This is a genomic window from Mycobacterium europaeum, assembly GCF_002102155.1.
GTDB classification, from domain to species: Bacteria; Actinomycetota; Actinomycetes; order Mycobacteriales; family Mycobacteriaceae; genus Mycobacterium; species Mycobacterium europaeum.
In genome coordinates this window covers 44,580-59,482 of sequence record NZ_LQOU01000020.1, presented here as the reverse complement: position 1 = coordinate 59,482, position 14,903 = coordinate 44,580, and the positions used below count along the sequence as shown (strand labels likewise).

The window sequence follows — 14,903 nt, the reverse complement described above, 5'->3', positions numbered from 1 at the left end:
GCGGCGGAAGGGCTTGACATGCTGCAGGGGATCGCCCGCATGGCCATCGCGGCGCCCCGCCGCATCATCGCCATCGGTGTCCTGGTTTTCGCCGCCGCCGCGATCTTCGGCATCCCGGTCGCCAAGAGCCTGTCTCCCGGCGGCTTCCAGGATCCCCACTCCGAGTCCGCCCACGCGATCCAGGCGTTGACCGACAAGTTCGGCCAGAGCGGTCAGCAGATGCTGATCGTCGTGACCGCTCCCGGCGGCAGCGACAGCGCACAGGCCCGCGCCGTAGGCACCGGCCTGGTCAACCAGCTGCAGAAGTCACCGCTGGTGTACAACGCATCGTCACCCTGGACGGTCCCGCCCCAGGGGGCCGCCGACCTGCTCAGCCGCGATGGCAAGTCGGGGCTGATCGTGGTGAACCTCAAGGGCGGCGAGAACTACGCGCAGAGCAACGCCCAGACCATCGCGGACCAATTCGTCCACGACCGTGACGGCGTCACCGTTCGCGCCGGCGGCGCGGCCATGCAGTACGCGCAGATCAACACCCAGAACCAGGCGGACCTGCTGGTGATGGAGATGATCGCGCTGCCGCTGAGCTTCCTGATCCTGATCTGGGTGTTCGGTGGGCTGCTGGCGGCGGCGTTGCCGATGGCGCTGGGCGCGCTGGCCGTCGTCGGGTCCATGACGGTGCTGCGGCTGATCACCTTCACCACCGAGGTGTCGATCTTCGCGCTCAATCTGAGCACCGCGCTGGGCCTGGCGCTGGCCATCGACTACACGCTGCTCATCGTCAGCCGGTACCGCGACGAGTTGGCCGAGGGCTGCGACCGGGACGAGGCGCTGATCCGGACCATGGCCACCTCCGGGCGGACGGTGTTGTTCTCCGCGGTCACCGTGGCGCTGTCCATGTCGGCGACGGTGGCGTTCCCGATGTACTTCCTCAAGTCGTTCGCCTACGCCGGCGTGGCCACCGTGGCCTTCGTCGCGACCGCCTCGATCGTGCTCACCCCGGCCGCCATCGTGCTGCTGGGCCCCCGGCTCGACGCGCTCGACGTGCGCCGGCTGCTGCGCCGGGTGTTCCGGCGTCCGGAGCCGGTGCGCAAGCCGGTCGAGGAGACGTTCTGGTACCGCTCGAGCAAGCTGGTGATGCGCCGCTGGGCGCCGATCGGCCTGACCGTCGTGGCGCTGCTGCTCCTGCTCGGGCTGCCGTTCATGGGCGTCAAATGGGGTTTCCCGGACGACCGGGTGCTGCCGCGCTCGGCCTCGTCGCACCAGGTCGGCGACCAGTTGCGCAACGACTTCGCGGACGACTCCGCGACGTCCGTGCCGGTCGTCGTGCCCGACGCGCGCGGCCTGAAACCGGCGGACCTCGACTCCTACGCCGCCGACCTGTCGCGGGTGCCCGACGTGGAGGCGGTGTCGGCCCCCGGCGGGACGTTCGTCGGCGGCAACCGGACCGGGCCGCCGGCCGGGGCCACCGGCCTGGCCGACGGCAGCGCGTTCCTGACCGTCAGCAGCACGGCGCCGCTGTTCTCCGCGGCCAGCGACGCCCAGCTCAAGCGGCTGCACCAGGTGCCCGGGCCCGCGGGCCGGTCCGTCGCGATGGGCGGCGTCGCCCAGGTCAACCGCGACAGCGTGGACGCGGTCACCGACCGCCTTCCGCTGGTGCTCGGGTTGATGGCCGCGATCACCTTCGCCCTGCTGTTCCTGCTCACCGGCAGCGTGCTGCTGCCGGCCAAGGCGCTGGCGTGCAACATGCTGTCGCTGACCGCCGCGTTCGGTGCGCTGGTGTGGATCTTCCAGGACGGGCATCTCGGCGCGCTGGGCACGACGCCGAGCGGGACGCTGGTCGCCAACATGCCGGTGCTGCTGTTCTGCATCGCCTTCGGGCTGTCGATGGACTACGAGGTGTTCCTGCTCTCGCGCATTCGTGAGTACTGGCTCGCGTCCGGGGCGGCTCGACCGGCGAAGCCGAGCCCGCAGCAGGCCGACGCCGCCAACGACGAGAGCGTGGCGCTCGGCGTGGCGCGCACCGGCCGGGTGATCACCGCGGCGGCGCTGGTGATGTCGATGTCGTTCGCCGCGCTGATCGCCGCCCACGTGTCGTTCATGCGGATGTTCGGGCTCGGCCTGACGCTCGCCGTCTTCGCCGACGCCACCCTGGTGCGGATGGTCGTCGTGCCCGCCTTCATGCACGTGATGGGCCGGTGGAACTGGTGGGCGCCCAGGCCCCTGGCCTGGCTGCACGATCGGTTCGGCATCAGCGAGGGCGGGGCGCGGGAGACCGGATACGCCGAGCCGATCCCGCTTGACGGTGGCCCGTTGGGGGAACCCGTGCCCAACATCGGCTAGGCACCGGCGCGACCCTTATCCTGAGGCCGATCCGATCGGAAGGTTGACCTGTATGACAACGGCGGTGGACAACCCGTTCTTCGCGCGCATCTGGCCCGTCGTGGCCGCCCACGAAACCGAGTCCATCCGGGCCCTGCGCCGGGAGAACCTGGCCGGGTTGTCGGGGCGCGTGCTGGAGGTCGGCGCGGGCATCGGGACGAACTTTCCCCACTACCCGGAGTCGGTCCACGAGGTGGTCGCGGTGGAGCCCGAGCCGCGGCTGGCGGCCCAGGCGCGCGCCGCCGCGGACGTGGTGCCCGCCCGGGTGGTCGTGACGGGGGAGACGGCGGAGGACTTCCGCGGCGGTGAGCCGTTCGACGCCGTGGTGTGTTCGCTGGTGTTGTGCTCGGTGCGCGACCCCGGCGGCGTGCTGCGGCACCTGTACTCGGTGCTGCGCCCGGGTGGGGAGTTGCGGTACCTCGAGCACGTGGCGAGCGCCGGCGCGCGGGGGCGCCTGCAACGGGTCGCCGACGCGACGGTGTGGCCCCGGTTGTTCGGCAACTGCCACACCCACCGGGACACCGAGCGTGCGATCGTGGACGCCGGATTCGAAGTGGACGCGTCCCGGCGCGAATTCACGCTGCCGGCGTGGGCGCCGATGCCGGTGTCGGAGCTGCTCTTGGGCCGCGCCCGCAGGCCGTAGTCCGCGCCGGCTACTTGAGCAGGGCGGGCAGCCGCTGCAGCAAGCCGGGCAACGCCTGGCTCGCCGTCTCGCGGATGCTGATCGTCGCGTTCCGCGACAGCGGTGTGACCTCGGGATTGACCTCGATGACGGCCGTGCCGCGGGACAGCGCGAGCTCGGCCAGCCCGGCCGCCGGGTAGACGATCGCCGACGTCCCGACCACCACCATCACGTCGGCCGCCTCGGTCGCCTCGACCGCGCGCTGCCATGGCGCGTCGGGCAACGGCTCACCGAACCACACGATGTCGGGCCGGATCAGGCCACCGCAGTGGCAGACCGGCGGTTCGACCTCCAGCATCGGTTCGGGCATCTTGGGCAACGCGCCGCTGTAAGGCATACCGCAACGGTCGCAACGGAATTCGAACAGGCTGCCGTGCAGGTGGTGGACCGGCATGCTGCCCGCGCGCTCGTGCAGGTCGTCGACGTTCTGGGTGATGACGCTGACCTCGGCGCCGTCCTGCCAGGCGGCGATGGCGCGGTGCCCGGTGTTGGGCGCGACGTCGGCCACCAGGTAGTGACGCCACAAGTACCATCCCCAGACCCGCTCGGGGTTGTCGCGCCAGCCCTGGGTGCTGGACAGCTCGTAGGGATCGAAGCGGGCCCACAATCCGTTCTTGTCGTCGCGGAAGGTCGGCACCCCGCTCTCCGCGGAGATCCCCGCGCCGCTCAGCACCGTCACTCGCATCCCACAAAGATAGCCGTGCTTGGGACATACTGAGGACGTGGAGCTGCGGGATTTGCTGAAGGTCGACGTGAAGGCGGGCAAACCGCTGTTCGACCAGCTCAGGACCCAGGTCATCGACGGCGTTCGGGCGGGCGCGCTGCCCCCGGGCACGCGGCTCCCGACGGTGCGTGACCTGGCCGGGCAGCTCGGCGTGGCGGCGAACACCGTGGCCCGTGCCTACCGCGAGCTGGAGTCGGCGGCGATCGTCGAAACGCGAGGCCGCTTCGGCACTTTCATCTCCCGCTTCGACCCGACGGACGCCGCGATGGCCGCCGCCGCCAAGGAGTACGTCGAGGTGGCCCGGGCGCTGGGGCTGACCAAGTCCGACGCGATGCGCTACCTCACGAATGTGCCGGACGACTGAGCGCATCCCCTCAACGCAACACCTTCGCCAGCGTGCGCAGGTTGCGGGTCGTGGTCGAGGACTTGTAGCGGGGCTTGCCCATCGTCTTGCCGATGGTGCTGTCCAGGGTGCCGCCCTTGGGCACCTGCCAATAGATGACGCCCGCGCCGGCCCCGATCCTCTCGTGCGGGCCCGCGGCCTCGCCCAGCGCGGCGAGTTCGTCGAGCGCCGCTTGGTCGGCGACGAACGTGACGTAGGACTGATACCCGTCCACCTCGGGCTCGAACGGGTAGGCCTCGACGACGGCCCGCACCGTCGCCAGGTCATAAACGAGCACCCAGGCGTCGTAGCCGAACCTCTCGCGCAGCGCGGCCTCGGCCTTCTTGCGCACCGCCGCGGCACCGGCGGGTGACTCAAGCACGACGTTGCCGCTGGCCAGGATGGTGCGCACGCCGGTGAAGCCGGCGTCGGTCAACGCGCGCGCCACCTCGGCCATCTTGAGGTTGACGCCGCCGACGTTGACACCGCGCAGGAAGGCCGCGTACTCGGTCATGATCCGATTCCACCAGGGCGGCCCGTGCTGGGCTGATCCGGGACCGGTTGCTGGACCGGCGACGTAGGCTTTCCCCATGGGGCGCCAAGTCTTCGACGACAAGTTGCTGGCCGTGATCAGTGGAAACTCGCTCGGAGTGCTGGCCACCATCAAACGCGACGGGCGCCCGCAGCTGTCGAACGTGAGCTACCACTTCGACCCGCGCGACCTGGCGGTGCGGGTGTCGATCACCGAGCCGCGCGCCAAGACCCGTAACCTGCGCCGCGACCCGCGGGCGTCCATCCTGGTCGACGCCGACGACGGGTGGTCCTACGCGGTGGCCGAGGGCACGGCGATCCTGACGCCGCCGGCGGCCGATCCCGGCGACGACACCGTCGAGGCGTTGATTGCCTTGTACCGCAACATCGCCGGCGAACATCCGGACTGGGACGAATACCGCGAGGCGATGGTCACCGATCGGCGGGTGCTGCTGACCCTGCCGATCTCGCACGTGTACGGCATGCCGCCCGGGGTGCGGTAGCCGCCCGATTTCGGCACTCCGGGGCTAGGCTGCCGGTATGGCTGAACCCAAGTCTTCCGAGGCGCCGGAATCGGACGACGACACCAAGCGCAAGTTCCGCGAAGCCCTCGACCGCAAGATGGCCAAGTCGTCGGGCGGGTCGGACCACAAGAGCGGCGGCGGCAAGCAGTCACGCGCACACGGACCGGTGGAGAACCGGCGTGAATTCCGCCGCAAGAGCGGGTGAGTAGCGGACGGAAAGCATTGCGTCGCAGCTAGTTCGGCGCGGAGCCGGTTCAGCCCCTCGGCGGGGCGAATAGGCCGACCGACGGGTCGGCCCGGCCCGGCCGGCCGCGCAGGCTGCCCCGGGTGCTGGGGTGCCCGAAGTTCACCTGCGACGGGTCGTTCTGGTAGGCCCAGTCGGCCACGATGGTGCGCTGGGCGAACTTCCAGCGGCCGTCGTGTCTGGCGTAGGAGTCCAGGTACCGGCCGCCGATGACGACGTCAGAGTCGTGCTCGGGACCGGCGAAGGTGTGAAACACCAGGCAGTAGATCTCGCCGCGGGCGGTGTCGCCCTCGACCACGAAGTTCGTCGTGGTGATGTTGTGTTGGGAGACACGCACATACGGTTCGGCCGCCCGCAGTTGCGCGATGAATTCTTCGACGCCGCCGGCGGAGAACGAGCCGTGCGAGTCGATCGCGTCCGGGTGGTACAGGCCGCGGAGCGTGGCATAGTCGGCGCGGTCGACGGCGCGGCAATAGGCAGTGACGAGCTCGTGCAGTTCGTCGCGGGCCAGCATCAGCGCCAATCGGGCCTCGTCCACCACCACGCCACGATAACGCGGGGATGGGGTGAGTAGTCTCCCAACAACAGCTCTTCGGTCTTAGGGTGTTCACCGGAAAGGGAGGTCGTTGACGGTGAAACTGTGGCTCGCTCAAGAACCCGAGGCCGACGCGCTGCTGGACGAGAACCCGCTGGCCCTGCTCATCGGGATGGTTCTCGACCAGCAGGTGCCCTTCGAGACGGCGTTTTCGGGACCCAAGAAGATCGCGGACCGGATGGGCAGCTTGAATGCCCATGAAATCGCCGAGTACGACCCGGACAAGTTCGCCGCCCTGTGTGCGGAAAAGCCTGCGATACACCGCTTTCCCGGCTCGATGGCCAAGCGGATCCAGGCCCTGGCCCAGATCATCGTGGACCGCTACGACGGTGACGCGGCGGCGCTGTGGACCTCCGGCGACCCGGACGGCGAGGAGCTGCTGCGCCGCATCAAGGGGCTGCCGGGGTTCGGCGAGGTCAAGGCGCAGATCTTCCTGGCTCTCCTGGGCAAGCAGTACGGCGTCGACGCCGAAGGGTGGCGCGCCGCGGCCGGGCAGTTCGGCAAGGACGGCACCCACATCTCCGTCGCCGACATCGTCGACGCCCAGTCGATGGGCAAGGTGCGTTCCTACAAGAAGCAGATGAAGGCAGCAGCCAAGGCGGCCAAGTAGTTCGGTGACCAGAAGGGAAGGGCGGCGACGTGAAGACACACCTGACGTGTCCGTGCGGGGAAGCCATCGTCGGCAAGGATGAGGACGAGCTGGTCGAGCTGACCCAGGCTCATCTCGCCAAAGATCATCCGGGCCTCGAGTACGACCGGGACGCGATCCTGTTCATGGCGTACTAGCGCCGACGCAGTGAGCGCGCGTGCCCCGGCGGGGACACGCGCGCCCAAGGCGATAGACGGTGCGGCCTACGGCACCACCGTGGAGCCGATCGTGGGCATGAACTGGCACTGCTTTTCCTTGGTGGTGACCTGCCCGAAGATGGTCGACATGACGCTGCCCGACCCGGTGTCGGCGATCGCGGTGAGCGTCGTCGGCCCCTCGGGGTTGATGTCGGTGCGCGGCTTGAGCGCGACCGTTCCCGACTTGCCCGTCGTCAGATTCACCCAGGTGACGTTCAACGGCAGCTTCTGCACCTCGGCGGGGCCGGGAGTGCCGACGGCGGTGAACACGTAGGCGGTCTGCCCGGGGCCCGGTCCGGGGGTCGGAATCTTCGCCGGTCCCGCCACCGACAGCGCGGTGGCGATCGAACCGGTGCCGTCCGCAAGGCAATTGGTGCCGATCGAGGGATACATGAAGTCCTGCGTGGGCGGAGCGTCGGGGCCGAATCCCGGCGTCGCCGCCGGAGCCGCGGCGGGCGCGGGAGCCGGTGCGGGAGCGGCGGCCGGTGCGGCTTCGGCCGGCGCCGGCGGTACCGGTGCGGGTGCGGCGACGGGTGCGACGGTCCCCGGCGCCGGTGCGGAAGCGGGCGGCGCGACCTCCGATGGTGCGGCGGCCGGCGCCGCGACCGGTCCCGGGCCGGCGGCGTGTGCCGGGTCGATGCCGGTCGGCAGGTGGGACTGGGTTCCCGGTTCGGCGCCCGCCGCCGGCACGTGCGGCACCGGTGAGCCGTCCGGCAGGGCCACGCCGGGCTCGGCCAGGAACTGGTTCACCGACGCGGCCACGTTGCGGGACTCGGTGGGCGCGCCCTGGTTGTGACTGAAAGCTTGCGCGGCGGCCATGAGCAGCTGAGTCGCCTGCGCCGGATTGCCGGCCGCCTGCTGAATGATCGGGCTGAGCTGGGAGAGGGCCGGCAGGCCCGGAAGTTCTTGAGTCGAGTTCGGTTGCGGTGCCGCCGGATCGGCTGCCGCGCTCGGGCAGAACCCGAACGCGGCAGCCGATGCCGTCACGACAGCGGCCAAACCTTTGGACAGATTCCAAGTGGTTGCCACGGTGTGTCCTCCGGTCGTTAGGTGGTGGCGTTGGCTGTCTGGCGACTTGTCAGGGCAGGGCGGCGAGCAGCGGGGCGACCGGGTTGGCCCCGGTTGCCGGTGCGGCCGGCGCTGCCGGCGCGGCCGGTGCGACGGGCGCCCCGGCCAGTGCCGGCAGGTCCTGCGGCAGGGTCATCTGCGCGGGCATGTTGACCGGCAGGTTGGGCAGGAACGCCGGCATGTCGACCTTGGCCTGCGGGATCTGCGGGGCCGGCGGCGTGGCGGGGGCGGTCGGCGTCGACAGCCCCGGGATGGCCGGCAGTCCGGGAATCGAGGACGAGGCCGGGGCGGCGGGTGCCGCGGGTGCCGACTGCGTCAGGCCCGGAATCAGGCCCTGCAGGCCCTGCGTCGTCGCAGGCGCGGACGGGGTCGCCGCCTGCGGCAACCCGGGAATCGAGGGCACGGCGGCCGGCGACGCCGGCGACGTCGCGGCCGCGGACGGAACCCCCGGGAAGGTGATACCCGGGGCTGCCGGGGCGGCCGGCGGGGTCGCACCCAGCGCGGTGGCGAGGTTCTGCAGGATCTGCGGCGCGTTGGCCGCCGAACTGATCAGTTGCTGCGGAATGTTCGGCATGGGCGGAGCCGGCACGGGGTCGGCGTGGGCGATACCGCCCGTGAGTAGGGCTGCGGACGAACCGACGACGACGGCCGCTGCACGCATGTAAGTCCAGATGGTTGGCATGACTCTCCCTGGTTGTGGAAAACGGGTCCGCCGCCGAAGTTACGTTGATACTGATGGGACTCAAGTGACACGTGTGGCATTTATTTGATCGTTATTGCTTCGAGTGACGGCGGTGATCGACCGCCCGCGGCCAGGCCTGCCGATGCCGCTGGGGCCGCGGCCATCGCTAAAGTCGGGCGGATAGACACCACCTCGGCCACCGCGGCGGTCCCCCCGCGCCGGCGGATCGCGAGTCTCCTGCGAGCGGCGGCGCCCGCCCTGCTGGTCGCCAGCGTCGCCGCGCGGCTCGGCTGGACCTATCTGACGCCACACGGCGCGAACTTCGTCGACCTGCACGTCTACCTGGGCGGCGCCGCAACCATCAACCATCCCGGCACCCTGTACCGCTACGTCTACGCCGACCAGACGCCGGACTTCCCGCTGCCGTTCACCTACCCGCCCTTCGCGGCGGTCGTCTTCTATCCGCTGACCCTGCTGCCGTTCGGCGTGGTCGCCTTCGCGTGGCAGCTCGCGATGATGGCCGCGCTGTACGCGGCGATCCGGATCAGCCAGCGGTTGATCGGCGTGGCGCCCGGCGCCGACGGCCGCCGCCTGGCCATGGTGTGGACGGCGGTCACGATCTGGATCGAGCCGCTGCGCAGCACGTTCGACTACGGGCAGGTCAACGTGCTGCTGATGCTCGCGGTGCTGGGCGCGGCCCTGACCGCGCGCTGGTGGCTGTCGGGGCTACTGGTCGGCGTGGCGGCCGGCATCAAGCTGACCCCCGCGATCGCCGGTGTCTATCTGGCCGGCATGCGGCGCTGGGCCGCCGCGGCCTTCTCCTTCCTGGTATTCCTCGGCACCGTCGGCGTGTCCGTCCTGGTCGTCGGCGATCAGGCCCGCTACTACTTCACGAAGCTGCTGGGCGACGCGCACCGCGTGGGGCCCATCGCCACGTCGATCAACCAATCCTGGCGCGGCGGCATCTCCCGGATCCTGGGCCACGACGCCGGCTTCGGGCCGCCGGTCCTGACCGCCATCGCGGTCACGGCGGCGCTGGCCGTGCTGGCCTGGCGGGCCCTGGAGCCATCCGATCGGCTGGGCAAGTTGCTGGTGGTCGAGCTGTTCGGGCTGCTGCTGTCCCCGATCTCCTGGAGCCACCACTGGGTGTGGCTGGTGCCGCTGATGATCTGGGCGATCCACGGGCCGCCGCGCGAGCGACCCGGCGCGCGGATCGTGGGCTGGGGCTGGCTCGCGCTCACCATCGTCGGCGTGCCGTGGCTGCTGCTCTTCGCTCAGCCGACCATCTGGCAGATCAGCCGGCCGTGGTATCTGGCCTGGGCCGGCCTGGCCTACATCGTGGCGGCCGTGGCCACGCTGGTCTGGGTCGCCGCCACCGGCCGGCGCGCCGGATCCGGCGACTAGCTCCCGACGATCTCGTCGATGTCGTGCGCCATCGCCACGTCCTTGTCGGTGATGCCACCCTCGGAATGCGTGACCAGAGCGAAAGTCACCGTCCGCCAACGAATGTCGATGTCCGGGTGGTGGTCCTTGCTCTCCGCGTGCTCGGCCACCCGGCGCACCGCATCGATGCCGGCGAGGAAACTCGGGAACTTGATCGACCGGCGCAACGCGCCGTCGGCACGCTCCCATCCGTTGAGATCGGGCAGTGCGGCGTCCACCTGCTCGTCCGTTAACACAGCCATGCCCCGACCGTATACCGTCTGGCCATGCCGACCCAGATCGTCGTCGCCGGTGCGGTCATCCGCCGCGCCACGGTCCTGGTCGCGCAGCGCGTCCGCCCGCCCGAGTTGGCCGGCCGCTGGGAGCTGCCGGGTGGCAAGGTCGCCCCGGGTGAGACGGAGCGGGACGCGCTGGCACGCGAGCTCGGCGAGGAGCTGGGCTTGGCCCTCGGCGACGTCGCGGTGGGCGATCGCCTGGGGGAGGACATCGCCCTGGACGGCATCACGCTGCGCGCCTACCGCGTGCAACTGGTCAGTGGTGAACCGCACGCCCGCGATCACCGGGCGGTGCGCTGGGTGACGGCGGACGAGTTGCCCGATGTCGACTGGGTGCCCGCCGACCGCGGCTGGGTCGCTGACCTGGCCCGGACGCTGGCGGCGTCGGCCTCATAACAATTCCACAGGCTTTCCGCAGCTGACGTCCAGCGCCGTAGAAGGTCGCGAAGGTGAACTTGAGATATAACAACGTAGCTTGTAATAACGATTGACCTAGAAACCCGCGGCGGCAGCGATCCGTCGTCTCGGCGGCGTGGTCACGGCGTCCCCGCCGGGCGCCCCTAGGTCTATAAAACCCATGCTGAACAGACCAAATTGTGCTAACAGGCCGTGCGCGGAGAAGGTGATTGGCGGGCCCACCGCGCCTCGTGCCGGTGCCCGATCGCTCCCCGGCCCGCGGCCCGCCGACCACCATGGCCCGGCCGTTCCGGGCCGGTGCGGGCGGAGGAACCGGCAGACCGTTGTGCGGCGCGGCACCACGGCGCGGATCTGGGGTCGATGCAACGGCCCGGCCACGACGCGCGGCGCGACGAAGTAGAAGGGGTACCTGTTGGCTGTCACATCACACGTCGGTGGACCGCTCGAGGAGTTGCTGGAGCGCAGCGGGCGGTTCTTCACGCCCGGCGAGTTCTCGGCCGACCTGCGCACGGTGACGCGTCGGGGCGGCCGGGAGGCCGACGTCTTCTACCGTGACAGGTGGAGCCACGACAAGGTGGTGCGCTCGACCCACGGGGTGAACTGCACCGGTTCCTGCTCCTGGAAGATCTACGTCAAGGACGGGATCATCACCTGGGAGACCCAGCAGACCGACTATCCCTCGGTGGGCCCGGACCGCCCGGAATACGAGCCGCGGGGGTGCCCCCGCGGGGCGTCGTTCTCCTGGTACAGCTACTCGCCCACGCGGGTGCGCTACCCATATGCCCGGGGCGTGTTGGTCGAGATGTTCCGGGAGGCCAAGGCGCGGCTCGGGGATCCGGTGCTCGCCTGGGCCGACATCCAGGCCGACCCCGAGCGTCGCCGTCGCTATCAGCGCGCCCGCGGCAAGGGCGGGCTGGTCCGGATCACCTGGGCCGAGGCCACCGAGCTGATCGCCGCCGCCCACGTGCACACCATCAAGACCTACGGCCCCGACCGGGTGGCGGGCTTTTCGCCCATCCCGGCGATGTCCATGGTGTCCTACGCCGCCGGGTCGCGGTTCTTCGAGCTGATCGGCGCCCCCATGACGTCGTTCTACGACTGGTACGCCGACCTGCCGGTGGCCTCGCCGCAGGTGTTCGGTGATCAGACCGACGTTCCCGAGTCCGGTGACTGGTGGGACGCGGCGTATCTGATGATGTGGGGCTCCAACGTGCCGATCACCCGGACCCCCGACGCGCACTGGATGGCCGAAGCGCGCTACCGCGGCACCAAGGTGGTGACCGTCAGCCCCGACTACGCCGACAACACCAAATTCGCCGACGAGTGGATGCCCTGCGCGGCCGGCACCGATGGGGCGCTGGCCATGGCGATGGGCCACGTCATCCTCTCGGAATGCTATGTGCAAAAAGAGGTTCCGTTCTTCGCCGACTTCGCTCGCCGCTACACCGACCTACCGTTTTTGATCAAGCTCGAAGAGCGCGGCGACATGCTGGTGCCGGGCAAGAACCTCACCGCGGCGGACCTGGGAGAGGCGGTCGAGAACGCGGCGCTCAAGCCGGCGGTGCTCGACGAGGCGACGAATTCCGTTGCGGTGCCCCACGGTTCGCTGGGCTTCCGCTACGGCGAGGACGGCGTCGGGAAGTGGAACCTCGACCTCGGCGGCCTCGTGCCTGCGCTGAGCGTGCGAGGCGCACCCGGCACCAACGGCGACGGCGCCACCGCGCTGGTGCACCTGGCGAGCTTCGACACGGTCAACGGGGAGGGCGCCACCATCGCCCGCGGCGTGCCGGTGCGCCGCGTCGGCAAGCACCAGGTGTGCACCGTGTTCGACCTGATGCTCGCCCAATACGGGGTGGCGCGCCCGGGGCTGCCCGGTGACTGGCCCACGGGCTACGACGACGCGACCCGGCAGAACACCCCGGCGTGGCAGGAGGCGATCACCGGCGTGTCGGCCGCGCAGGCCATCCGCGTCGCCCGCGAATTCGCGCGCAGCGCAGAGGAATCCGGCGGGCGGTCGATGATCATCATGGGCAGCGGAATCTGTCAGTGGTTCCACGGCGACGCGATCTACCGGGCGGTGCTCGCGCTGCTGATGCTGACCGGCTCGATGGGACGCAACGGCGGCGGATGGGCCCACTACGTCGGCCAGGAAAAGGTGCGCCCGCTCACCGGGTTTCAGACGATGGCGATGGCCACGGACTGGGTACGCCCGCCGCGGCAGGTACCGGGCGCCTCCTACTGGTACGCGCACACCGACCAGTGGCGCTACGACGGCTACGCGGCCGACAAGTTGGCCAGCCCCCTGGGCCGGGGCCGGTTCGCGGGCAAGCACACCATGGACCTGCTGGCCTCGGCGACGGCCATGGGCTGGAGCCCGTTCTATCCGCAGTTCGACCGGTCCAGCCTGGACGTCGCCGACGAGGCGCACGCCGCCGGGCGCGACGTCGCCGACTACGTCGCCGAGCAGCTCCGCGACCGCAAACTCAAGCTCTCCGTCACCGACCCCGACAATCCGGTCAACTGGCCGCGGGTCCTCACGGTGTGGCGGGCCAACCTGATCGGATCGTCGGGCAAGGGCGGCGAGTACTTCCTGCGCCACCTGCTCGGGACCGACTCCAACGTCCAGGCCGAGCCGCCGGCCGACGGGATAGCGCCCGTCGACGTGGTGTGCGAGGGGGACATCCCCGAGGGCAAGCTCGACCTGATGATGTCGATCGACTTCCGGATGACCTCCACGACCCTGGTGTCGGATATCGTGCTGCCGGCGGCGACCTGGTACGAGAAGGCCGACATCTCCAGCACCGACATGCACCCGTACGTGCACGCGTTCAGCGCCGCGACCGATCCGCCCTGGGAAACCCGCTCGGATTTCGAGGCTTTCGGTGCTATCGCGCGTGCGTTCAGCGCTTTGGCCAAGAGGCACCTGGGCACGCGCAGCGACGTGGTCCTCACCGCGCTGCAGCACGACACGCCGGACGCGATGGCCTATCCCGACGGCACGGAGCAAGACTGGTTGCATACCGGCGCGACGCCGGTGCCCGGGCGCAGCATGCCCAAACTCACCGTGGTGGAGCGCGATTACGGCGCCGTCTACGACAAGTGGCAGACCCTGGGCCCGTTGGTCGACACGTTCGGGGTGACCACCAAGGGCGTCACGGTGCATCCCTTCCGGGAGGTCGAGGAGCTGGCGGCAAAGTTCGGCGTGATGAATTCCGGTGCGGCAGCGGGCCGTCCGGCCATCACCACGGCCGCGCGGATGGCCGACGTGTTGTTGCTGCTGTCCGGAACCACCAACGGCCGGCTCGCGGTCGAGGGCTTCCGCGAGCTGGAGAAGCGCACGGGCCAGCGGCTGGCGCACCTGGCCGAGGGCAGTGAAGAACGGCGCATCAGCTATGCCGACACCCAGGCGCGTCCGGTCCCGGTGATCACCAGCCCCGAGTGGTCGGGCAGCGAAACCGGCGGGCGCCGCTACGCGCCGTTCACCATCAACATCGAGAACCTCAAGCCGTTCCACACGCTCACCGGCCGGATGCATTTCTATCTGGCCCACGACTGGGTCGAGGAGCTCGGTGAGCACCTGCCGGTGTTCCGCCCGCCGCTGGACATGACGCGGCTCTTCGGCCAGCCCGGGCTCGGCCCCACCGAAGACGGGATCGGCCTCACCGTGCGGTATCTGACGCCGCACTCGAAGTGGTCGTTCCACTCCACCTACCAGGACAACCTCTACATGCTGTCGCTCTCCCGGGGCGGGCCGACGATGTGGATGAGCCCCGGCGACGCGGCCAAAATCCAAGTGCGCGACAACGATTGGGTGGAGGCGGTGAACGCCAACGGCATCTACGTGTGCCGGGCCATCGTCAGCCACCGCATGCCCGACGGCGTGGTCTTCGTCTACCACGTACAGGAACGCACGGTCGACACCCCCCGCACCGAGACCAACAACAAGCGCGGCGGCAACCACAACGCACTGACCCGCGTCCGCATCAAGCCCAGCCACCTCGCCGGGGGCTACGGCCAGCACGCGTTCGCCTTCAACTACATGGGACCCACCGGCAACCAGCGCGACGAGGTGACCGTGGTGCGCCGTCGCGGTCAGGATGTGACCTACTGA

Annotated in this window: 16 protein-coding genes; 10 read left to right on the top strand and 6 right to left on the bottom strand. The window is 70.0% G+C overall.

What is annotated here, in order from left to right:
• The first annotated feature begins 18 nt into the window (after nucleotides 1-18).
• Together AWC03_RS10295 and AWC03_RS10290 are read left to right on the top strand one after the other, a co-directional pair.
• Nucleotides 19-2,340: an MMPL family transporter gene (locus AWC03_RS10295; protein WP_085240394.1), complete on the top strand. Its 2,322-nt coding sequence runs from the start codon at nucleotides 19-21 to the stop codon at nucleotides 2,338-2,340.
• A gap of 52 nt (nucleotides 2,341-2,392) precedes the next feature.
• Entirely contained in the window at nucleotides 2,393-3,022 is a 630-nt protein-coding gene (locus AWC03_RS10290) for a class I SAM-dependent methyltransferase (protein ID WP_085240393.1), read from the top strand.
• A gap of 10 nt (nucleotides 3,023-3,032) precedes the next feature.
• On the opposite strand, the gene AWC03_RS10285 is transcribed toward AWC03_RS10290, so the two are convergent.
• Complete coding sequence (locus AWC03_RS10285; protein WP_085240392.1) at nucleotides 3,033-3,746, bottom strand: NAD-dependent deacylase; 714 nt, start codon at nucleotides 3,744-3,746, stop codon at nucleotides 3,033-3,035.
• A 37-nt stretch (nucleotides 3,747-3,783) separates the two neighbouring features.
• Between AWC03_RS10285 and AWC03_RS10280 the strand changes: the two genes are divergently transcribed.
• Nucleotides 3,784-4,149: an Rv1152 family transcriptional regulator gene (locus AWC03_RS10280; RefSeq protein ID WP_067277218.1), complete on the top strand. Its 366-nt coding sequence runs from the start codon at nucleotides 3,784-3,786 to the stop codon at nucleotides 4,147-4,149.
• Between the two features lie 10 nt (nucleotides 4,150-4,159).
• Here the strand turns inward: AWC03_RS10280 and AWC03_RS10275 are convergent, their stop codons facing one another.
• Nucleotides 4,160-4,681: a DUF1697 domain-containing protein gene (locus AWC03_RS10275; protein WP_085240391.1), complete on the bottom strand. Its 522-nt coding sequence runs from the start codon at nucleotides 4,679-4,681 to the stop codon at nucleotides 4,160-4,162.
• 76 nt (nucleotides 4,682-4,757) lie between these two features.
• Between AWC03_RS10275 and AWC03_RS10270 the strand changes: the two genes are divergently transcribed.
• On the top strand, nucleotides 4,758-5,201 hold the full coding sequence (locus AWC03_RS10270; protein ID WP_085240390.1) for a PPOX class F420-dependent oxidoreductase: 444 nt from the start codon (nucleotides 4,758-4,760) through the stop codon (nucleotides 5,199-5,201).
• 37 nt (nucleotides 5,202-5,238) lie between these two features.
• Nucleotides 5,239-5,427 (top strand): DUF5302 domain-containing protein, encoded by a 189-nt coding sequence (locus AWC03_RS10265; RefSeq protein WP_085240389.1) that lies wholly within the window; start codon nucleotides 5,239-5,241, stop codon nucleotides 5,425-5,427.
• Nucleotides 5,428-5,476: 49 nt separating this feature from the next.
• Here AWC03_RS10265 and AWC03_RS10260 read toward each other — a convergent pair whose 3' ends face one another.
• The gene (locus AWC03_RS10260; RefSeq protein WP_085240388.1) at nucleotides 5,477-6,010 is read right to left on the bottom strand and encodes a nuclear transport factor 2 family protein; all 534 of its coding nucleotides are present in this window, start codon (nucleotides 6,008-6,010) and stop codon (nucleotides 5,477-5,479) included.
• Nucleotides 6,011-6,098: 88 nt separating this feature from the next.
• Here AWC03_RS10260 and AWC03_RS10255 point away from each other — a divergent pair, with 88 nt between their 5' ends.
• Together AWC03_RS10255 and AWC03_RS10250 are read left to right on the top strand one after the other, a co-directional pair.
• On the top strand, nucleotides 6,099-6,671 hold the full coding sequence (locus tag AWC03_RS10255) for an HhH-GPD-type base excision DNA repair protein (RefSeq protein WP_085240387.1): 573 nt from the start codon (nucleotides 6,099-6,101) through the stop codon (nucleotides 6,669-6,671).
• A gap of 29 nt (nucleotides 6,672-6,700) precedes the next feature.
• Nucleotides 6,701-6,847 (top strand): DUF1059 domain-containing protein, encoded by a 147-nt coding sequence (locus AWC03_RS10250; protein ID WP_067325215.1) that lies wholly within the window; start codon nucleotides 6,701-6,703, stop codon nucleotides 6,845-6,847.
• A gap of 66 nt (nucleotides 6,848-6,913) precedes the next feature.
• Here AWC03_RS10250 and AWC03_RS10245 read toward each other — a convergent pair whose 3' ends face one another.
• Nucleotides 6,914-7,936 (bottom strand): Rv1157c family protein, encoded by a 1,023-nt coding sequence (locus AWC03_RS10245; RefSeq protein ID WP_085240386.1) that lies wholly within the window; start codon nucleotides 7,934-7,936, stop codon nucleotides 6,914-6,916.
• Nucleotides 7,937-7,985: 49 nt separating this feature from the next.
• A complete protein-coding gene (locus AWC03_RS10240) occupies nucleotides 7,986-8,657 on the bottom strand; it encodes a hypothetical protein (protein ID WP_085240385.1) in 672 nt (223 codons plus the stop codon).
• Nucleotides 8,658-8,819: 162 nt separating this feature from the next.
• Here AWC03_RS10240 and AWC03_RS10235 point away from each other — a divergent pair, with 162 nt between their 5' ends.
• The gene (locus AWC03_RS10235; RefSeq protein WP_085240465.1) at nucleotides 8,820-10,061 is read left to right on the top strand and encodes a mannosyltransferase; all 1,242 of its coding nucleotides are present in this window, start codon (nucleotides 8,820-8,822) and stop codon (nucleotides 10,059-10,061) included.
• Here the strand turns inward: AWC03_RS10235 and AWC03_RS10230 are convergent.
• Nucleotides 10,058-10,342 carry a 4a-hydroxytetrahydrobiopterin dehydratase gene (locus AWC03_RS10230; RefSeq protein ID WP_085240384.1) on the bottom strand — a complete coding sequence of 95 codons (285 nt, stop codon included), beginning with the start codon at nucleotides 10,340-10,342 and terminating at the stop codon, nucleotides 10,058-10,060. The genes AWC03_RS10235 and AWC03_RS10230 overlap by 4 nt on opposite strands.
• Nucleotides 10,343-10,366: 24 nt before the next feature.
• Here AWC03_RS10230 and AWC03_RS10225 point away from each other — a divergent pair, with 24 nt between their 5' ends.
• Nucleotides 10,367-10,771 carry a (deoxy)nucleoside triphosphate pyrophosphohydrolase gene (locus AWC03_RS10225; RefSeq protein ID WP_085240383.1) on the top strand — a complete coding sequence of 135 codons (405 nt, stop codon included), beginning with the start codon at nucleotides 10,367-10,369 and terminating at the stop codon, nucleotides 10,769-10,771.
• A 433-nt stretch (nucleotides 10,772-11,204) separates the two neighbouring features.
• A complete protein-coding gene (locus AWC03_RS10220; RefSeq protein WP_085240382.1) occupies nucleotides 11,205-14,903 on the top strand; it encodes a nitrate reductase subunit alpha in 3,699 nt (1,232 codons plus the stop codon).